Source organism: Clostridiales bacterium (assembly GCA_015243575.1).
GTDB lineage: Bacteria > Bacillota > Clostridia > Peptostreptococcales > Anaerovoracaceae > Anoxybacterium > Anoxybacterium hadale.
Map to the genome: position 1 here is coordinate 1,267,615 of CP042469.1, position 21,028 is coordinate 1,288,642.

The following is a 21,028-nucleotide window of genomic DNA, read 5'->3' on the forward strand; positions in this document are numbered from 1 at the left end:
TCTATATGAAGTGCTATAGATATTAAATGAAGTTTTGTCTATCCCCCCGTACCTTTAGGAAAAGGTTTTCCTAATTCCTAAAAAAATATCAGCGAAATTAGACAGTTCCTCTTTCCACCAGCGAGTGTTTGAGAATAATTCTTGATTCATCACTGGCTGCTTGATCTTTGCCGCTGTGCTTCATAGATCCGCTTTTCTTTTCGATCATCTCTATGAGGAGTCTTGCGGCTTCCTTCCCGATTTCCTTGATCGGCTGGTGTATTGTCGTCAGTCTGGGACGAACTACCTGACTGATTTCAATGTCATCAAAGCCTACGAAAGAGATATCCTCAGGCACTCTCAAACCCTTATCATAGGCACAGTCCATGGCTCCTACCGCCATTTCATCACTGACGCAGAATACCGCGGTTGGATGGGATCCGGAACAAAGAAGCTGTTCCATGGCTTGGTACCCATGATCAACACTGCAGGGACACTGTGTTAAATATTTTTCTTTCATGGTTAGGCCATGATCTCTCATCGCTTTTTCATAGCCTTCTTTTCTCAAGATACCAAGCGCAGTACAATCACCATAAATCAATCCGATCTCTTTATGACCTTTTTCAATCAGATGAGTGACTGCATCATACGCTGCTGTGATCTCATCTATTCCTACGAAAGGAATTCCAGGAACCTCAAGTGGTACACTGGCAAGAACCAGTGGTGTATTTGTCATCTTTTGAAATTCATTTAATTCTTCGATGGTATTTTCATGCAGCAGGATAATTCCATCGACATGCCTTTCAAGCATCAGGTTGAAATATTTTTGCTGCTGTTTCATGTTTCGGTAAACGTTGCAGATCATCACACCATAATCTGCCTGCGCAGTAATCTCTTCGATTCCAGAGAGCAGCTGCGCGTGAAAGGAATTGGATACATCCGGAACAACAACCCCGATGAGATTTGTCTTTTTTAAAATCAAACTCCGCGCAATGCTATTCGGCTTATAATTCATCTGCTGCACCGCATCATAAACCCTTTTTTGTAGATCCGGGCTTACGGGCTTGGATCCATTCATTACTCTTGAAACAGTTGAAATGGATACTCCGGCCTTGCGTGCGATCATCTTGATGTTTGGCATAGCAATTCTTCCTTTCAACTTTGATTATATGGGAAAACATTTTCCTGTCAATGAATTTTCGGAAAATGTTTTCCTGAAATTCTTACGGAAATCATTGGAAATTCAAATAAATGGGAAATCCGCCCTATCTTTAGGAGACAAGAACGGATTTAAAATACTTCTTATTCTGTTTCTGATTATGCTTCTTCATCTGCGGATAAAATTGCTTTGATCGCGATGGCACATTCAATTCTCTTCTTTTCAAGATCGCATCCCAATTCATAGGGCTTCATGATATCGTTGTTCATATTATATGCATTGGCATGACAGCCGCCGCTGCAGTAAAACTTTGCCCAGCAGGTTCTGCATTTTTCCTTATTATAAATATGCGCTCGATTAAATGTATCATACCAGTTGTTTTTGAACTCACCAGCATTCAGATTACCAAGCTTGAATTCAGGATTTCCGACGAATTGATGACATGGATAGATGTCTCCTTCCGGGGATACAGCGACGTATTCTGTTCCTGCTCCGCAGCCGGACACCCGTTTAACAACACAAGGTCCCTGATTCAGATCAACATTATAATGGAAGAATTCAAATTTCTTACCCTCTTTTGCATACTCAAGGTATAAATCTGTAAGGCGGTCATATTCTTCGCAGATTCGATCCCGATCTTCATCCAAAAGTGCATAGCTCATGGATGGGTCTGTGACAACAGGCTCTACCGACACATTTTTAAAACCTTGGTCCACCAGATGTTTCACATCCTCTGAAAAGTCAAGATTTTCGCGGGTAAAGGTGCCTCTTACATAATAAGTACCCTTTCTCTTCTCAACAAATTTCAGATAATTGTTGGTAATGATATCGTAGGTTCCCTTATCATTTACTGTTCTGCGCATGTTATCGTTGACCTGGGGTCTGCCATCGATGCTAAGAATGACGTTGTCCATATTTTCATTGATATAAGCCGCTTTCGCATCATCTAAGAGTAGACCGTTTGTCGTTATGGTAAACCTAATATTTTTTCCATAAGGCTTTTCTGCTTCTCTGCCATAGGAAACCAAAGCCTTTACCACTTCAAAATTCATCAAAGGTTCCCCGCCAAAAAAGTCGATCTCCAGATTTCTTCTGGATCCGGAGTGTTGAAGCAGGAAGTCGATGGCTTTCTTTCCTGTTTCGAGGGACAATAAGGATCTTACTCCTTCAAAAGCGCCTTTATCACCAAAGCAGTACTTGCATGTCATATTACAGTCATGTGCAACATGAAGACACATGGCTTTAATGACTGCCCCTCTTCCCTCGAGCATATCCATGGTAACTTGTGAGTCATCCGCATACAGCATTCCATTTTCCTCGAGATAGGCAATATCTGCCATTGCTTCCTCAAGGTCCGCTCTGCTGTACTTTGCTCCTAGAATCTCATAGATTTCTTCGGCAGCACGTTCTTTGTAGTGGTCCAGAATATCGTAAATGATGTCGCCCACAACATGGATTGCACCGCTGTTGATATCCAAAACGATGGATTGATCCTTGTATTGATATTTATGAATCATTTTTTTCCTCTTAATCTCCAAAGAGACCATGTTCCAGATCTCCGTATATTTTTTATGCTAAAAGAGAAAAAAACAGCAACGCTGCTGTTTTTTTGATTGGTTTAAACTATCTGCGCCTTGTATTTTCACATTCCTGATTGGCTACCGTGCAGGATGTTTTGCAGGCAGACTGACAAGATGTTTGGCATTCACCGCAGCCTTTGCTGGCCGTATTCTTTAAGGTCGGTTTTGCGATTGTCTTGATATTTTTCATGTATGTAACCTCCTATTTCCTATTCATTCAGCTCTATGGCCTTATTTTCATGAAAAGCCGAAAGATCAAACTTCAGCCTCATATAAGATTACTAGAAAACCTATGAATTGTCAATATAATAGATGCTTGGAATCAGTGAAATCAATTCATATCTTTTTCTGGTATCTTCATTTCTATTGAGTAGGATTTTAAAATACGATTATAATAATATCATATTGAAAGAATCCAAAGATTATGTGAAAAATCAAAACAGGAGGCGGTTATTATTACTAGATTTGAATCAGCGTATCATAATATCCTGAGGTCTGTTTTTGCAACAGTAAATCCATTAAAAAAGATCATCATAAAAACAGAGTGCCAGGTACACAAATATATCAATCTGCATGCACTGAATATATTAAGAAACGATAAGTTTCTGGAGCAGCATGCCTTCTTTCAAAACTATATCGAGGAGATCAATAAAGGTGCCGTCTGGGCAGATCAGGATTTTAAAAGTTCGAATCACTTTTATAACCCTTATAAAAAAAAAGCGGTCTTTACGGAAGAAGCAACGCTTTGGCATTGGCAGTAGATTATTATACCGATGCTATTTTGTCCTGGCGCAAAGGAGATTCTGCACGTTCGATGTTTTACTTCGGTGCTGCAATTCATCTGATTCAGGACATGACGATTCCTCAGCATGTAAACATTCGACTGCTTGACGATCACAGGCAATTTGAAAACTATGTCAAACGAACCTACGAGAGTGTCAAAGAATTTCAAGCGGAAAGCGGCGCGTATCTTCTGAGTACCATTGAATTCTATGTTAAATTTAACGCTCGAATTGCTCTAAAGATTTATAAGAAATTCCGAACAATCAAAAACGATGAAATCAGATTCTACAGGATCACAAAATGCACCCTTCCCCTGGCAGAACGAACAACGGCTGGTGCAATGATGCTTTTTTATAATAAAATCCACGAATAGAAACGAAAAGATTCGGTGTTGCATAAGCATAATCCGAATCTTTCTATTTGTTCAGTCGTTTTTTAGTTTATCTGTCAGCTTATATAGAAAATCTTGAATATTGGATACAATCGTTGTAACTTCAAGACTTCCTCTGTCTCTGAGTTTGTTCAGAACAAATTCAGAAACGTCAATAGCGTAGATATAAACTGGCCTAACCTCCCCATCAACTACGGTATAGGACGGGGTCAGGTTTCCCGTTGCGATGGTGTGCAGTTGAGTAGCTAGACAGACGATGGTCGTAGCCTTTTTTGTGTGCTCACGCATGGCATCCTGCACAGAAGACATGTCATCAATAACGTCACGCAATGGGCCATCATCTCGAATGGAGCCTGCAAGAACAAATGGGATTTCATTCTTGACACAGGAATAGATCAAACCGTTATCAATTCCCAAATCCTTGACTCCCTGATGGATCGAGCCTGATTTATTGATCATATTGATTGCATCCAGATGGTGGTAATGTCCATTATGAATGTTTTCTCTTGTGCTGATGTCCTGCCCCAGCGCCGTTCCAAATAAAGCACCTTCCAAATCATGGGTTGCTACTGCGTTTCCTCCGAATACAGCATGGGCAAATCCTTGATCAATGATATATTCCATAGCTTCTCTGGCACCGATATTGAAGATTGCAGCCGGTCCCAGTACCCATACAATATATCCGTTATCCCGATCGTGACGCAGAAGTTCGACCAAATTGTTATAATCCACGTCAAAGGAAGTTTCTCTGGATCTTCCACTTCGAAATGCAAAGGTATCAATTTGATTTTCCTGTGTTTTGAATCCTGAACTATATAAGTAGATCCCTTGAGAACCATCGTCAATTCTTCCGGTAATTACGGTTTCTCCTATCTCCAAACGCCTGAATTCTTTAGCTTCCAGGCTGCCATCAGGATGAATCACCGGAACGCAATCCATTCTCGTATGAGCAAGCAGAACCCATTTTCCATTTATTTTATAATACTCCGGATACATAGAAGTTGCATGATAATGATCCGGTGCGACTCCCTTTATTTCAACTTTGCTGGTTGATGCATCCGGTGCATTTAAAAATTTCTCCTGATTAAAATCCGGTGATCTATAATTGGGGATTTGAAACATTTTAGTAGCCTCCATTGATATTCAATACCATATATCTTATCAGAATTTTTTATAGAATGCAAATAATTCAATAGGAATACCCTTTCCATATCAATATCCCTTATTATATGAAAAGAATGCCAACCTTTGATACAAGATCAAAGAAGGCATTCTTTCTTTTAACTTACGATAATAACCCATTTTCTTCGCTGCTTACGCTCCATACAAATAGATCTTCAGAATTATGTAAGTGCAGCGACTATTTTATCGGTTCGACGATTACAAATGGCTGAAGCTGGTACGGTTTTGGCGCCACTGCTCTGTCTGACCACATGTAGAACCATCTTTCCGCCGGATAATAATAATATCCGTCCTGCCAGTGATCTGAGGTATCGTATGGATCAGCGAAGATGATCGTGTCATCTCCAATCCCCGGAGTTCCGTTGGTATCATAGCCTATGATTGCCTGCCAATGACCGTCCCAGTCTCCCCATTCCACCATAATGGGTCTGTTGGCCTTGAGGTTTCCTACAATCCATTTTACAAAATAGGAATCCTTCGCATCATCGACCCAGTTTTCGGTATCCGGATCATTATCAGAAGCATACAAAGAGACGGAATTGAACGTACCGGGCAGATTTCCCCAGTCATTTTCCGGTGAACCATAGTCCCCTTTTGCGATTAAGTCCGCTTCGGAATAATTGGTATTATAACTGGACTGTACCACTTTAAAACCTTTTATCTCGTTAAATAACTTTATGATATCATCTACAGATGTCCCATATTCCGGGAAGTTGTTCGCAGAACCGGGTTTCGAGCCTGGTACATCAAGATCCACACCTGCACCTGATTTTACCGCGATATCCCACTCACTGTAATCACTGACTCCGAAATGTTCGAGAACCATAAGGATTGTCGCACTGCCACAAGACCATTCTGCAGTCTGCTGGTAGGTTTTGAACTTACTGATGATGGTAAGCTCGTCATCGGATTTCATGTTATAAAAGTCAGGGTTCACATAATACTTGGAAGCGGCATGATCGCCTGCGTTGTCATAGGCGTCTGCTCCGCCGCTTTCATCAATATTAGTTTTAGGTGCTATTGTGACAGGTTTCGCTTTCTCAACCGACAGCGATGGAGCGGTTGCAGAACTGGTTTTCGTATCAACTGCTGTGATACCTGGGGATTCAACTGTGGCAGCTGGTGATTCAACTGTGGCAGTTGCTGACTTGATAGGCTCAGCGGCGGCCTTCGTTTTTAGGATCTGTCCCGGCAAGATCAAATTAGGATTCTTGATCTGGTTTAGATCAATCAAAGTCTGAATAGAAACATTCTGATCCCTAGCAATTTTCCAAAGCTTATCACCGGATTTCACCGTGTAATCGTCAGCAAAGACTGACCCTGCTGAGAAGGATAAAGCTAGGATGACCGTCAATAAGGAAATTAAGGCTTTTCTCATGGATTCCCTCCTCTTTTTCTGGCACCACCAAGATGCCATTTTCACAATATTTCGAATTGTATATATTCTACTGATACTTTGGATAAAATTCAAGAAGAAAATAGCGAAACGATAAAATAATGGGAAATAAGAAAGCGAATCCTTCTGGACTCACTCGTCGTCAGATGATTCGCTTTCCGTAGTTATTGTCTGACAGAATTACTGAAATCCTGCCTCAAAACCGATTAAATCAGTTAATAATTTAGTGAAGACCCATATTAATTCTTTTTTTCATAATATGCGCCTTAATATCACTGGCTGCTTTTACCGGATCATCTCCCAACGCCACCTTTCCTCCTGTCAGTGTTTCCACATCTTCTGTCAAAAGTTTCACAAGATTTGGTGCTCCTGTAATAAACGGTGTTGGGGACAGGTGGGTATATGCACCATAAGCAATTGCAAAAAGTGCATCAATGGTTGCTTTTTGCTCCATCCACTCAGGAGCGGTAACTGCAATAGGCAAATCCGGGATATCCACGCTTAAATGTTCCGCTAATGCTGTAACCAGCATAGAAATTCTACCGGTATCGGTACAGGTACCAAAACTCAGGACAGGAGGTATCTTCAAAGCCCTGCAAACGCCTTGCAGCCCCTCACCGGCCAGTTCCACCGCATCCATATTACAAAGACCTGCAACCTCAAGTGCGTGGTTGCCGCAGCCACCTGCTACAACAAGGATGTCTCCCTTGATCAATTCCTTTGTAATGGTTACGGTGTTCCAGTCCTGCGGTCCGTTTCTCAGGGTGGAACAGTTGGCGAGAGCTACAACCCCTTTGATCTGCCCTTTTGCGATCACATCAACAAGATTGTTCAGATCATTTCCGATGGCGCCCAATACAGCTTCTGTTGAAAAGCCTGCAATTGCTTTTGTTACATGTTTGGGAACCATTGGTTTAATCTTCCCGTTTCTCTTTTTAAAGTTTTCTATGGCAACCTGAATGCATTTCTCTGCCATTTCATCCGCTTTTTCAGGATAGTATGCCATATTATGCTCAGTTCCCGGTACCCCAATGATGGTGCTGACACTAATGAGTGCTACCTGATATTTTTCCGCATAATCATCAATTGATGGCGGGGAGCAGTTTTCTTCCATCACCAGCGCATCTACAGTTCCCGTGGCAAGGAATGGCTCAATAGAAAGCCAATTTCCCATGAGGCCCACAAAGATATCGTCCACTTCAAACCTTTGTAGCAGCTCCTGTCCGGTCTCTATGGAGCCTATTATGCGCAAACCCTTTGCCCCGGCAGCTTTTGCCATTTCTTGATATTCAGATTTTTTCGCTTTTTGCAGTGTGGCAACACCAATCCAGGGCTGGTGACCATTAAAAGCAATATTGACATAGTCAGGATCCATAATCCCGAGGTCCACATTGACTTCATGGGGCGTTGGAGTTCCAAACAGAATATCCTGAGTCATTTCCAAGCCTATTTGAGCAGTGTAAATGGTGGATAGCCCAAGTCTGAGTGCTTTTTTCGCAAGCGATACATAATCACCATCCACGTTGGTAAGACAGCTTGCAATGGAATTTTCCACTTCATGCTGAACCCCTGCCGGATAAATATTTAAATCTCTCCATATCGGCTTTCTTTTGGTTGGAGCAAACAGCTCCACCATTTTACTGCTGTCATCTGGAGTTACTTTGAGTTCCTTATCAAGGAATTCAGCCAGCTGTACTGCCTGCTGGCCGATATCCTGATTGGTATCAATCCCTACCGTATTGCAGAACCATTTTAATTTTTCTACATCGGTAATCTGATAGGGCGTTTTGCCTTCTCCTGTAGCCTTTAGTGTCCGGAACGCTTCATATGCATGATGACCATAGGTTGCCGCACCCATGATATTGCGAATCAGCATATTTCTCATCGCCATTCCGTCAGGTCCGATTCCGCATACCCCTTTGTCTGCACCAGATTTTTCGTTGATTCTGCAGGGCCCCTGTGTACATAACCAGCAGCTCATACCCTGCAGGCAGAACCCACATCGGATTTTTTCCTGGGGGTCCCACCTAGAAAACACGCTGGAAAGCCCATCATCTCTGATTCTGATCAGCATCTCCTCCACTGAATCATGATAGCTTACCCGTTCCCCCATATTGTTTGAAACTTTCTCCGTCATAACATCCTCCTGGAATATTGATTCATTTTACTCCAGTTAGTATGTTCATTTTTCATCGTGATTATTATGGAGATCCTAATTTGACCTAAGAGATACAGCTGTCACAAAAACCCTTTGCTACAGCAACTCATCCGGTTCTAGAACGTCTTTATATTCGGCAATCAGGTAATCCACCATAAGTCCATAGCTTCCGGCACCTTTCGATTGTGCATTCGCAAGAAGGTATGCATTATTGACATAGCGGGCCATATCACGGTAAATAACAGGTCCTTCCCGTCTTTGTTCGCCTATATAGCTCAATTGAATCCGTACAAGCTCGGGCATTTTTTCATAAGTATCATAGTATTGTTCAACAGATACAGCTTTTTTCAAAGCATTCAAAGAGTAGGTTAATGCATGAAACGATCCACTATATTGAAAGGCTGGCGAGGGGGAATCCTTGGTTGCCAGATAAGCGATAAAGTTTGCATCCTCTTCGCGCATATACCCTTTTAAGTGTGCAAGTTCGTGACACATTGTAAAAGGAACGAGAAACGAGGTCATATCATTGTTATAATTGGCCTCCATAGTAAAGGGAGAGTAAATTCCTTCGATTCCCATCAGGGACATAATCTTTGAGAAATAGACCGGTTTCGGGGTTGGATAATAACCTGAGAGTGATGGTTCGCTGTCGCCTAAATTCTTCATTGCCGTAATCGCTTCCATTCCGATTGAGTCCATATCATTTAAGGACTCTAAACTGTTGGTCCACTCTGGATTGTCCGTAAACGCGATCATCTGGTCAGATAACAGGATGCAGAGCTTTTCAAGTTTTTCTACCGAAACATCCTCAACTGGTCGATTTAATACCGTTCCAATGTCATCTCTATGATAATTAATGGAACAAGTTAGTGTATAAGTCAAAATCAATGCTGAAAAGATCAGCATCCCCTTTTTAAGGCCGGCAAGGAAAAATCCTGCTCTCCTGCTATGATTCATATAAAATAGCCATATGCTCATTGCTATAAAGCAGACCACAGCAAATGCAGCCAAAAGAATCCCGGCCTCGAATAGTGAGAACGGCCATGGGGAAAAGATTCTTCCAATTGTTTCGGGAAAGATTGGATAGATATTGAGCGCATACCACTGACCAAAACCACTGTGATATCTTGACGCAAGCATTAATAATACCGTCAGCAGAATCATGCACGCTGAAATTCGGACTCCAACGTCTCGGCTGATATTGTGTATGAGAGTACGTATTCCATTTCGCATTTATGTACCTCCGATTTAACAGAGACGATCTCTATCCAGCAGCATAAAACAATTGATTTTTAACACAATTCCTGTACTACTATGATAAAGAATTTTACTCAAAGTTTCATTAAGTAAATATTGGGATTGTCAGCTTCAGTCTGATTTCGGGCAGTTATCCCTATCAGATTTTATATTTTTATTCTGGGTATGATCTGTCAATTCATCAGAAAACTCCACTGAGTATTGCGCCCTCTTTCTCCTCTTCACGGTGTATCCCCTTGCAGAGAAGTTCTCATCGTTAGCATGTTCTATTTTAGAAGCCTCACTCAATTCAAAATTACTTTTCGGATTGAACCTCTTTTGAACCAAATACGCACCAGTAAAAAATAAAATCATCAGAATCCCGGCAATCAATCCAGAACCCTGACCGGAAATAAATGGCATACTCAGTATGATAAGGATTAAAGAAATCAAAGCAATCCACGAGGTATAAGGATACCAAGGCATTTGGCAATTTCCTTTCGGCGGACAGCCGTTTTCTTTCCGAAACCTTAAATGCGTTGCCATGATTACCGCATAGGTAAAGAGCAAAGCAAAACCACCTGAGCTGATTAAGAAAAGATAGACTCTAGGCAAAAGCAATCCGCCAGCCAGTGCAAGAAGCATAGCAATTCCAGAAAAGATAATTCCGCGATAAGGAACATCTTTTTTGTCTATCAGCCAGGAAGGTGCCTGCTTTTCATTTGCTAGAGAACGAATCATTCTCCCCAAGCCAAACATGGCAGCCAGCATAGTGGATAGGATTGCTGTGATTAAAACAAAATTGATAGCAATACCAGCCCAGCCGATCCCCCATCGGTTTAGCGCTGCAACGAAAGGACTCACATCCTCACTTAAGTCAGCAGTTGGAATCAATGGCAGCATCACGGCCACTGAAACAATATAAAAGCCGACCAAACAAATGATTGTATGATTGATTGCTTTTGGAACTGTCTTATGCGGTTCTTTGGCTTCTGAAGCTGCTAGACCGATGATTTCAAACCCTGCATACGAAAACATTACGATCAGCATACTTCCTGCAATGCTCCTGATCCCTCCGGGCATCCATTGTTCCTGCACCAGCTCCCCTGCACCGATGGGATTCGTCCTGATTAGAATTCCCATGATCAGCAAAACCGCAAGGATAATAAACGAAGCGATGGCTAAAAGCTTCAGCGCTGCAAGACCGCTCTCCAGCTTGCTGAGTTTGTCCGCTCCGAGAAGATTCAACAGTGTAACAGCAATGATGATGACACTTCCCATCAGTGCGATAGAAAGCTGCGGATACCACTCTCTGATTAAAATCGAGACCGCTGTCGCTTCGCTGGACATAGCAAGTACCATGCCCGTCCAATAAACCCAACCAACGACAAACCCGATTCCTTTCCCAAAGGAATTTGCTGCAAAAGTCCTGAAGGAACCCGAATCAGGATTGGCCACGGTCAGTTCAGAAAGCGCATACAAAATAAAATAAATAAGAATGCCTCCAAGGATATATGAAATGAGAATGGATGGACCCGCAGCGTGAATTGCCACGGAAGAGCCAAGAAAGAAAGAACCACCGATTACTGTTCCCAATGCCATCATCGTTAGCTGCCAGGATGATAAGCCCTGATGTCCATAACCTTTTGCCATATAAACTCCTTTAATACTTGTAATAAAATATAATTTGTCTGAGGTTAGTCTTTCTCTAAATATTGAAAATAATACTGATTCAAAATGAGAAAGGAGCCGCGAAAGCGACTCCTTAACCAACTTTTAATTAACAATTAGAAGTTTAGGATATGATTAACGTACTATTCTAGGTTCAACTTACACGATGTTCAAGCCGCCGCTGACAAAGCCAGTAATTACCGTAGCAATGTCAATACCAGCTGTGACACTGGCAGAAACGACAAACATCAGCCGAGTACCTGCCGTAACCGGTATTGCAAGCCCTGTGGTTACACCACTTGACGTTGTGCCTATGGCTACTAATCCTGTCAGCGCAGGTGCAAGCGCAACAGTGGCTCCGGGAACTGGTGCAAAGACATCATCCGGTGTTGGGGAACTATACAGCTGGGCAGTAATTGTAACAGTACTACCAACAAGAGCTACTGCTGCTGCAACACTGTGATACCCCGCAATAGCAGTGATTGTGCCGTCTCTTGGTGCAGAGAAAGCAAGACTTGTGCTTCCTGTTGTGTCGATCACACCACCGACAACGGTGCCTGCTTCATTGGCTCCAAAACCTACAAGGGCCTGTAGTCCTGCTAAACCGCCTAAGACGGTACTTACCGTCGTCACCATACCCGAAGCAAAGGGTACAATTGCTCCCGCTGCAACCGGGCCTGTGTCGCCAGTCGGTCCAGTGTCACCTGTCGGACCGGTATCTCCGGTTGGGCCAGTATCTCCGGTTAGACCAGTATCTCCGGTTGGGCCGGTATCTCCGGTTGGGCCAGTATCTCCAGTTGGGCCTGTGTCGCCAGTCGGTCCAGTGTCACCTGTCGGACCGGTATCTCCGGTTGGGCCAGTATCTCCGGTTGGACCAGTATCTCCAGTTGGACCGGTGTCTCCTGTCGGACCAGTATCTCCAGTTGGTCCAGTATCTCCGGTTGGTCCAGTATCTCCAGTTGAACCGGTATCTCCGGTTGGACCAGTATCTCCAGTTGGACCTGTGTCGCCAGTCGGACCGGTATCTCCGATTGGACCTGTGTCGCCAGTCGGACCGGTATCTCCGGTTGGACCAGTATCTCCGGTTGGACCTGTGTCGCCAGTCGGACCAGTATCTCCGGTTGGACCAGTATCTCCGGTTGGACCGGTATCTCCGGTTGGACCAGTATCTCCAGTTGGACCGGTATCTCCGGTTGGACCGGTGTCGCCAGTCGGACCAGTATCTCCGGTTGGACCGGTGTCGCCAGTCGGACCGGTATCTCCGGTTGGACCGGTGTCTCCAGCAGGACCAGTATCTCCAGTTGGGCCTGTGTCACCTGTCGGACCGGTGTCGCCAGTCGGACCGGTGTCTCCAGTTGGGCCTGTGTCTCCGGTTGGACCGGTAGCTCCCGCTGGACCAGTGTCTCCTGTTGGACCGGTGTCTCCAGTTGGGCCAGTGTCTCCTGTCGGGCCCGTAGTTCCCGCAGGACCAGTGTCTCCTGTTGGACCGGTAGCTCCCGCAGGGCCAGTGTCTCCTGTCGGGCCGGTAGCTCCCGCAGGGCCTGTGTCTCCTGTCGGGCCCGTTGGCCCTGTTGGCCCTGTTGGCCCAAATCCAGTAAGATCATCTTCAATGATAATCAAGAAAGCTGAAAGGGGTACATTATTTGGATAGTATACTGTTGCTGAACTTGTGTTAACCAAAGTAAGAGTTACAGGAGCAGCAGCAACTTCAATGATTCCAAATCCTGTTACTTCGCCTGTCTTAATCGGTGAATTTCCGATCAAATTGTCACCTTGTGAAGAGGAGAGTGTGAAAACAGTCCCGATAACTGACTGTGATGATTGAGTCGCAACCCACCAATTTATTTCATATCTTCCCGCTTCATTAAAGGTTATAACTCCGGTTACAGGGTTATAGCTTATATTACCGGCAGATAAAATCGTGTTATCAAAGATTACATTAGCGCCTACGGCTACATTACCTGCAGCAACTCGTGCAATCTGTAAAGCAATATTGCTCATTTCAATCCTACTTTCTGTCAATTTTAAGATAACATGAATCAATACAGCGTGATTTTGTTCTCGCTGAATTGTCCTCATGTAATTAGAGGATAGTCGCGATATTCGCATTTACCCTTTTTGAATGATACAATTAAAATTTATGCTAAATCTAATCAACTAATATATAGTTTAATTGTATAATATGAATCTTTCGGTCAAGTGGCTCCAAAATAACTCAAATTATTGATAATTGGGATTATTTGCTCCGGAAACCTGGCTGCATTAACCGAAAAACCCCTTTCTCCAGAAAACAGAAAAAGGGGTTTTTCTTTAATAAAATCTTTATATCACCCGAACAACAGCCATATACGTGCTGGCACCACCAATAAGGGTTGCTGCTCCAAGTAATCCAAACAGCTGCAGTGTTAGGGTATCCCCAGCGGCTAGAGGAACGATAAAGGCTGCTGACAGATTGTCTGTCGCTACTGTCGGAGTTATAATTGAAGCCGCAATCGGAGTACCGTTTTGCAGCACTTGCGTTGAGACCAGCAATGCTGTTGTTGTGGCTACAGCATAACTAATCAGGTATTCACCCGTTGTCGGTACGGTAAATTCTGTATCGGTACCATCTACGGTGAAAGTGTTTAAATTTTGATTGTCTGGCAGGGGAACATCCGTACCACCCAGCACAACAGCTATAATTGCAGCAGTTGTGTTAGCCGTAGACATACTGTCACTTGTGACTCCTACACCTACAGGCCCGGTATCTCCGGTTGGACCAGTATCTCCGGTCGGGCCGGTGTCTCCAGTTGGACCAGTATCTCCAGTTGGACCAGTATCTCCGGTTGGACCGGTGTCACCTGTTGGGCCGGTGTCTCCGGTTGGGCCGGTATCTCCGGTCGGACCAGTGTCACCTGTTGGGCCAGTATCTCCTGTCGGGCCGGTATCTCCGGTTGGACCTGTGTCACCGGTCGGACCAGTGTCACCTGTTGGGCCGGTATCTCCGGTTGGACCTGTGTCACCGGTCGGACCAGTGTCACCTGTTGGGCCGGTATCTCCGGTCGGACCAGTGTCTCCTGTTGGACCGGTATCTCCTGTGGGACCAGTATCTCCGGTTGGGCCAGTGTCACCTGTTGGGCCAGTATCTCCTGTCGGGCCGGTATCTCCGGTTGGGCCGGTATCTCCGGTTGGGCCGGTATCTCCGGTTGGGCCAGTGTCACCTGTTGGGCCAGTATCTCCTGTTGGGCCGGTATCTCCGGTTGGGCCAGTGTCACCTGTTGGGCCAGTATCTCCGGTTGGGCCAGTGTCACCTGTGGGGCCAGTATCTCCGGTTGGGCCGGTATCTCCGGTTGGGCCAGTGTCACCTGTGGGGCCAGTATCTCCGGTCGGACCGGTAGGACCGCTTCCAGTCAAATCATCTTCTACAACGATTAATGCTGCGCTTAAGGGGACAATTGCTGGATAAAATACTTCTGCGGTACTCGAATTTATTAATGAAACAGTAACAGGCGCAACAGCTACTTCAATGATCCCCATACCTGTTACTTCATCGGTTTTTAATGGTGAGTTTCCATAAAGAAGATCCCCCTGTGATGAAGATAGTGCAAAAGTTGCTCCATTGGTTGAGGCGGAAACTTGAAGAGCTACCCACCAATTGATCACATATCTACCCGCTTCATTAAAGGTTATGACTCCATTTACAGTATTATAGCTTATATTGCCAGCAGAAAAGACGATTTGATCAAAAATGACATTTGATCCGGAGGATACAGAACCATTTGCTGTTCGTGTGACCTGTAAAGCAATATCGCTCATATTAATCCTACTTTCTTTGAAAATATGATGAACATGAAAAAACAAAGTGGATGATCTGGGCCACAATTATTCCATATCATCGATATTTTATTAATTTCTATACCTCAAGTTATGTTAAACTTGAAGTTATTAATATAATATGAAAGAATTAGTCCAATTGCTTCAATTCCATGAAAACAACTCCTTCTCTGTAGATACTGAGAAGGAGTTGCTTATGCTACTTTACTAATCTTTTATCTGTCGAATAGCGATAGTATCATCGTAATACAAGCCGCTAAGAGTCCCCCTCTTGCAACGCGTAAAGAAACATTAGCTTAGTAGGATCACATTGAACTGTGAGCCTACAGCTGGAGCGAGGGCGAGTGTGAAAGGAACTGCCGAATTGTTCCTTAGGGTCAACGTATCTCCTGCAGCAAGTGTGAGAATTGCAGTACCAGCCATCTCGCCAACTGCAACAAGAGCACTAATCGGTGTTGATGCATCAACACCTCCATTTACTGCTATTGCGATTGTCGATCCAATACCAGCTGTAATACTAACAGTATAATCTATCTGATACGTCCCTGCAGCAGGTACGGTTACAACAGTCGATGATGCTGTATGAGTTACACCGGAAAGCGGTCCATTATTACTAAAAGGCACATCAGCGCCTCCAACAACGGTTGCATCTCCTAATGTCGCCAAGTCATAAACATAACCAAAAGTTGTGACTCCCGCGCCTGCAGGGCCGGTGTCCCCAGTTGGACCAGTGTCGCCAGTCGGGCCAGTGTCGCCAGTCGGACCGGTATCTCCAGTTGGGCCAGTGTCTCCGGTCGGGCCGGTATCTCCGGTCGGGCCGGTATCTCCTGTTGGGCCGGTGTCCCCAGTTGGACCAGTGTCGCCAATCGGGCCAGTGTCGCCAGTCGGACCGGTATCTCCTGTCGGGCCGGTGTCCCCGGTCGGGCCGGTGTCCCCAGTTGGACCAGTGTCGCCAGTCGGACCGGTGTCTCCTGTGGGACCGGTATCTCCTGTCGGGCCGGTATCTCCGGTCGGGCCGGTATCTCCGGTTGGGCCGGTGTCTCCTGTCGGACCGGTGTCTCCTGTGGGACCGGTATCTCCGGTTGGGCCGGTGTCTCCGGTCGGGCCGGTATCTCCGGTAGGTCCGGTATCTCCGGTCGGGCCAGTATCTCCGGTCGGACCGGTATCTCCGGTTGGACCCGTATCTCCGGTCGGGCCGGTATCTCCAGTCGGGCCGGTGGCCCCTGTCGGACCCGTATCCCCAGTTGGGCCGGTAGCTCCTGTCGGACCCGTATCTCCGGTCGGACCGGTGGGTCCAGTTGGTCCGGTATCTCCTGTTGGGCCGGTGGCCCCTGTAGGTCCGGTATCACCGGTCGGACCGGTATCTCCGGTTGGACCCGTATCTCCGGTCGGGCCGGTATCTCCAGTCGGGCCGGTGGCCCCTGTCGGACCCGTATCCCCAGTTGGGCCGGTGGCTCCTGTCGGACCCGTATCTCCGGTCGGACCGGTGGGTCCAGTTGGTCCGGTATCTCCTGTTGGGCCGGTGGCCCCGGTAGGTCCGGTATCTCCGGTTGGGCCGGTGGCCCCGATAGGTCCAGTATCTCCAGTTGGGCCGGTAGCTCCGGTCGGACCGGTGGGTCCAGTTGGTCCGGTATCTCCTGTTGGGCCGGTGGCCCCGGTAGGTCCGGTATCTCCGGTTGGGCCGGTGGCCCCGATAGGTCCAGTATCTCCAGTTGGGCCGGTAGCTCCGGTCGGACCGGTGGGTCCAGTTGGTCCGGTATCTCCTGTAGGTCCGGTGTCTCCAGTCGGACCGGTGGGTCCTGTTGGGCCACCAGCAGAAGGATCATCTTGAACAATGATGAGAGACGCCGATAGGGGAACGATTGCAGAGTAAAATACTTGTGCGGTACTCGTATTCACTAATGACAGAGTAACTGGCGCAGAAACGACTTCAATAATGCCTACTCCGCTAACCTCTCCTGTTTTGATCGGTGAATTTCCAACAATGTTATCTCCCTGTGACGATTGGAGGGAGAATGCAGCACCATTGGTAGACTGAGAAGTTTGGGTTGCAACCCACCAATTGATTACATATCTGCCGGCTTCATTAAACGTTATAACTCCCGTAGCGGAATTATAACTAATATTTCCTGCAGAGAATAAGATCTGATCGAAAACTACGTTCGCTCCCGTCAGTACGGTACCTCCCGGTAATCGTGTAACTTGTAAAGCAATATCGCTCATTTTCCATCCTACTTTCTATTAAATTAGTGAGGACCTGTATAAGAGGTTCCATAAATATTATATGAAAGATACCATTCTATGGCTCCAATAGTATGAATATCTCATACTCACAATATATAAACGCAAGAACCGCTTTGTGATTAATCGACAACCAGGCCCCTTGTGGTTCCCACTCAGATTGATGTCATACCACGGCAATATCCAGCGCCAATAGGCACTGGATATTGATTAAAAGCTTTAACCTGAAACCAGAATAATTATACAACGAAAACAATGATATTCAAGTTTCTATTAACAGCAGAAGTGGATGTTACATTGGTTGCCGCAGTAACAATAGCTCTAACCTCATAGGTGCTCGGTCCAGTTACAGGTGCAGTATCAACATAGGTGTCTGCTACTGGAATACGTTGTGTTCCTGCAGTGGCTTGAGCAATATTCAAGGTCCTAGTAAAAATTAAAGTTCCATCTCTATATAGCCTATATTCTATGGTTATAGCCCAGTCAGCAGTTACCACTAATTCAGATGCTAATGCATAGTCTATTTTTACATTATCACCAGCTGTTACTGCTGTTGCCGAGGACACAACCGTAACTTCGGTGTCGTTTGGAGGGGAAGTGGCTAGCGTACCTGCAACATCACTAAAAAAGAATGTTACAACAGGCGGGCCAGTTGGACCGGTATCTCCAGTCGGGCCGGTGTCTCCTGTCGGACCAGTGTCCCCGGTCGGGCCGGTTGCTCCGATTGGGCCGGTGTCGCCAGTGGGGCCGGTTGCTCCGATTGGTCCTGTGTCGCCTGTCGGACCGGTATCTCCGGTTGGACCGGTATCTCCGGTCGGGCCGGTTGCTCCGATTGGGCCGGTGTCTCCGGTCGGGCCAGTTGCTCCTGTTGGGCCGGTGTCACCGGTCGGGCCAGTTGCTCCGATTGGGCCGGTGTCCCCGGTCGGGCCAGTTGCTCCGATTGGGCCGGTGTCGCCAGTAGGACCGGTGGCTCCTGTTGGACCAGTGTCGCCAGTCGGACCGGTATCTCCGGTCGGGCCGGTGTCCCCGGTCGGGCCGGTTGCTCCGATTGGGCCGGTGTCTCCGGTCGGGCCAGTTGCTCCTGTTGGGCCGGTGTCACCGGTCGGGCCGGTTGCTCCGATTGGGCCGGTGTCACCGGTCGGGCCGGTTGCGCCTGTTGGGCCAGTGTCGCCAGTAGGGCCGGTTGCGCCTGTTGGGCCAGTGTCGCCAGTAGGGCCGGTGTCCCCGGTCGGGCCAGTTGCTCCTGTTGGGCCGATGTCGCCAGTCGGGCCGGTTGCTCCGATTGGGCCGGTGTCCCCGGTCGGGCCAGTTGCTCCTGTTGGGCCGGTGTCCCCGGTCGGGCCAGTTGCTCCTGTTGGGCCTGTGTCGCCAGTAGGACCAGTTGCTCCTGTTGGGCCTGTGTCGCCAGTAGGACCAGTTGCTCCTGTTGGGCCAGTGTCGCCAGTAGAACCGGTGGCTCCTATTGGACCGGTATCTCCAGTCGGGCCGGTGTCTCCTGTGGGACCAGTGTCCCCGGTCGGGCCGGTTGCTCCGATTGGGCCGGTGTCCCCGGTCGGGCCAGTTGCTCCGATTGGGCCGGTGTCTCCGGTCGGGCCAGTTGCTCCTGTTGGACCGGTGGCTCCTGTTGGACCAGTGTCGCCAGTAGGGCCGGTGGCTCCTGTCGGACCGGTGTCCCCTGTTGGGCCAGTGTCTCCGGTCGGGCCGGTTGCTCCTATTGGGCCGGTGTCCCCGGTCGGGCCAGTTGCTCCGATTGGGCCGGTGTCTCCGGTCGGGCCAGTTGCTCCGATTGGGCCAGTGTCGCCAGTAGGGCCGGTTGCTCCTGTTGGGCCTGTGTCGCCAGTAGGACCAGTTGCTCCTGTTGGGCCAGTGTCGCCAGTAGAACCGGTGGCTCCTATTGGGCCGGTGTCGCCAGTAGGGCCGGTTGCTCCTGTTGGGCCAGTGTCTCCGGTCGGGCCGGTTGCTCCTATTGGGCCTGTGTCTCCTGTTGCTCCAGTTGGACCGGTGGGGCCAGTTGGGCCTCCCGTCGAAAGATCATCTTGAACAACGATGAGAGACGCCGAAAGCGGGACAATTGCTGAGTAGAATACCTCCGCGGTACTCGTATTGACTAATGATAAAGTCACTGGTGCTGAAACCACTTCAATAATGCCAACCCCACTTACCTCTCCTGTTTTAATTGGAGAATTTCCAACAATGTCGTCTCCCTGGGACGATCGTAAGGAGAATGCAGAACCATTGATTGATTGGGATGTTTGAGTCGCAACCCACCAGTTTATAACATATCTACCGACTTCATTAAACGTTATCACACCTGTACCAGGGTTATAACTGATATTTCCGGCAGAGAATAATATCTGATCGAAAACTACGTTCACTCCCGAAAATACAGTACCTCCCGGTAATCGTGTAACTTGTAAAGCAATATCGCTCATTATTCATCCTACTTTCACAAATTTGATGATCCTAAAATAAGGTTCATTTCTATAATATGTATAAGATAAGGTTGTTGCATCATGATACTAATAAATATTGATAATGAAAGGGTTAAATCAATAGCAGTTTTATGCTATTGATGAATAAGCAGCCTCATTTCAATAAATTAATTAGGTTTTTTTCCATGAAATGTGATATATTTATTATTGTTTTAAAAATCATAAATAGAAAAATCATACAGGAGATCACAAGTAATGTCATTTACAGCCCTAATGTATCATGAGATAAGAAGCAAGGAGACGTATGAATTCGGCCTGCCATCACCCATTGAAGTCAGACAAAAGTATGAGGATCAATTACCTCCCCCGCTTTTCGTCAGCGCAGAGGATTTTGCCATACAGATGGAATATCTCTATCAAAACCATTATCATACCTTGACTCTGGATGAAGTAAAGTCCTATTATGATCAGCAAGAAGCTCTGCCGGAAAAATCAGTGCTGCTTACTTTTGATGACTGCTATCAGTCACTATCGTTCTTCGCATATCCCATTTTAAAACAATACAATTTTCATGCGGTTTCATTTGTGGTCAGCGGTTGGCTGAATGAAGACAGAAAACCATTTACACCAGAAAAATCCATCTGCCTTACGGAAGCTGAGCTCATTGATATGAATGATGTCTTTGAATACGCAAATCATACCGATCAATTCCATACGAGGACAGGCACTGCCGTCAGTAAAGTGATGGAGGCAGCAGATGATGAATTCTCACAAGACCTTGATCGATGCAACGCCATCGGCATCCTGGACAACAGAGATGTTTTTGCGTATCCATTTGGTCTCTATGAGGAAAGAAATGTTGATTTGCTTCGAAAGAAAGGATTTCGACTAGCTTTCACAAGCCAGGGCGGCAAAAATGATAAAAGCACAGATCCTATGCTTCTAAAGCGGAATGTAGTCCCATATTTTCTTAGTTTAGAAGGTTTTAAGGAAATCATTGAATAAAG

13 protein-coding genes and 1 pseudogene are annotated in these 21,028 nt (G+C 46.3%); 2 read left to right on the forward strand and 12 right to left on the reverse strand.

Annotation, left to right across the window (positions count from 1 at the left end):
- Positions 1 to 97: 97 nt before the first annotated feature.
- From FRZ06_05525 to scfA, 3 genes are all read right to left on the reverse strand, one after another.
- Entirely contained in the window at positions 98 to 1,120 is a 1,023-nt protein-coding gene (locus tag FRZ06_05525; GenBank protein QOX62843.1) for a LacI family transcriptional regulator, read from the reverse strand.
- Between the two features lie 176 nt (positions 1,121 to 1,296).
- Complete coding sequence (scfB, locus tag FRZ06_05530) at positions 1,297 to 2,655, reverse strand: thioether cross-link-forming SCIFF peptide maturase (protein QOX62844.1); 1,359 nt, start codon at positions 2,653 to 2,655, stop codon at positions 1,297 to 1,299.
- Positions 2,656 to 2,761: 106 nt separating this feature from the next.
- Positions 2,762 to 2,908, reverse strand: a complete 147-nt coding sequence (gene scfA, locus FRZ06_05535; protein QOX62845.1) for a six-cysteine peptide SCIFF — start codon at positions 2,906 to 2,908, stop codon at positions 2,762 to 2,764.
- Between the two features lie 265 nt (positions 2,909 to 3,173).
- Here scfA and FRZ06_05540 point away from each other — a divergent pair.
- Positions 3,174 to 3,874, forward strand: a pseudogene (locus tag FRZ06_05540) (phospholipase).
- Between the two features lie 51 nt (positions 3,875 to 3,925).
- Here FRZ06_05540 and FRZ06_05545 read toward each other — a convergent pair.
- The 9 genes from FRZ06_05545 to FRZ06_05585 form a co-directional block, all read right to left on the reverse strand.
- Complete coding sequence (locus FRZ06_05545; protein ID QOX62846.1) at positions 3,926 to 5,014, reverse strand: hypothetical protein; 1,089 nt, start codon at positions 5,012 to 5,014, stop codon at positions 3,926 to 3,928.
- Positions 5,015 to 5,252: 238 nt separating this feature from the next.
- Entirely contained in the window at positions 5,253 to 6,491 is a 1,239-nt protein-coding gene (locus tag FRZ06_05550; protein QOX62847.1) for a LysM peptidoglycan-binding domain-containing protein, read from the reverse strand.
- 202 nt (positions 6,492 to 6,693) lie between these two features.
- Complete coding sequence (cooS, locus tag FRZ06_05555) at positions 6,694 to 8,607, reverse strand: anaerobic carbon-monoxide dehydrogenase catalytic subunit (GenBank protein ID QOX62848.1); 1,914 nt, start codon at positions 8,605 to 8,607, stop codon at positions 6,694 to 6,696.
- Positions 8,608 to 8,724: 117 nt separating this feature from the next.
- Entirely contained in the window at positions 8,725 to 9,861 is a 1,137-nt protein-coding gene (locus tag FRZ06_05560) for a DUF3810 domain-containing protein (protein QOX62849.1), read from the reverse strand.
- A 135-nt stretch (positions 9,862 to 9,996) separates the two neighbouring features.
- The gene (locus FRZ06_05565) at positions 9,997 to 11,517 is read right to left on the reverse strand and encodes an amino acid permease (GenBank protein ID QOX62850.1); all 1,521 of its coding nucleotides are present in this window, start codon (positions 11,515 to 11,517) and stop codon (positions 9,997 to 9,999) included.
- Between the two features lie 177 nt (positions 11,518 to 11,694).
- Positions 11,695 to 13,215, reverse strand: coding sequence for a collagen-like protein (locus FRZ06_05570; GenBank protein ID QOX65844.1), 1,521 nt, complete (start codon positions 13,213 to 13,215; stop codon positions 11,695 to 11,697).
- Positions 13,216 to 13,857: 642 nt separating this feature from the next.
- Complete coding sequence (locus FRZ06_05575; GenBank protein QOX65845.1) at positions 13,858 to 15,051, reverse strand: collagen-like protein; 1,194 nt, start codon at positions 15,049 to 15,051, stop codon at positions 13,858 to 13,860.
- A gap of 588 nt (positions 15,052 to 15,639) precedes the next feature.
- Positions 15,640 to 17,286 (reverse strand): hypothetical protein, encoded by a 1,647-nt coding sequence (locus FRZ06_05580; GenBank protein QOX65846.1) that lies wholly within the window; start codon positions 17,284 to 17,286, stop codon positions 15,640 to 15,642.
- A gap of 542 nt (positions 17,287 to 17,828) precedes the next feature.
- Positions 17,829 to 19,736, reverse strand: coding sequence for a collagen-like protein (locus FRZ06_05585; GenBank protein ID QOX65847.1), 1,908 nt, complete (start codon positions 19,734 to 19,736; stop codon positions 17,829 to 17,831).
- Between the two features lie 540 nt (positions 19,737 to 20,276).
- Here FRZ06_05585 and FRZ06_05590 point away from each other — a divergent pair.
- On the forward strand, positions 20,277 to 21,026 hold the full coding sequence (locus FRZ06_05590; GenBank protein QOX62851.1) for a polysaccharide deacetylase family protein: 750 nt from the start codon (positions 20,277 to 20,279) through the stop codon (positions 21,024 to 21,026).
- Positions 21,027 to 21,028 lie beyond the last annotated feature (2 nt).

Excerpts from the sequence above, each read along its gene's own strand:
- cooS (QOX62848.1), bottom strand. The coding sequence starts at position 8,607 with ATGACGGAGAAAGTTTCAAACAATATGGGGGAACGGGTAAGCTATCAT.
- FRZ06_05525 (QOX62843.1), bottom strand. The coding sequence starts at position 1,120 with ATGCCAAACATCAAGATGATCGCACGCAAGGCCGGAGTATCCATTTCA.
- FRZ06_05565 (QOX62850.1), bottom strand. The coding sequence starts at position 11,517 with ATGGCAAAAGGTTATGGACATCAGGGCTTATCATCCTGGCAGCTAACG.
- FRZ06_05575 (QOX65845.1), bottom strand. The coding sequence starts at position 15,051 with ATGGGGATCATTGAAGTAGCTGTTGCGCCTGTTACTGTTTCATTAATA.
- FRZ06_05550 (QOX62847.1), bottom strand. The coding sequence starts at position 6,491 with ATGGCATCTTGGTGGTGCCAGAAAAAGAGGAGGGAATCCATGAGAAAA.
- FRZ06_05560 (QOX62849.1), bottom strand. The coding sequence starts at position 9,861 with ATGCGAAATGGAATACGTACTCTCATACACAATATCAGCCGAGACGTT.
- scfA (QOX62845.1), bottom strand. The coding sequence starts at position 2,908 with ATGAAAAATATCAAGACAATCGCAAAACCGACCTTAAAGAATACGGCC.
- FRZ06_05590 (QOX62851.1), top strand. The coding sequence starts at position 20,277 with ATGTCATTTACAGCCCTAATGTATCATGAGATAAGAAGCAAGGAGACG.
- FRZ06_05545 (QOX62846.1), bottom strand. The coding sequence starts at position 5,014 with ATGTTTCAAATCCCCAATTATAGATCACCGGATTTTAATCAGGAGAAA.
- scfB (QOX62844.1), bottom strand. The coding sequence starts at position 2,655 with ATGATTCATAAATATCAATACAAGGATCAATCCATCGTTTTGGATATC.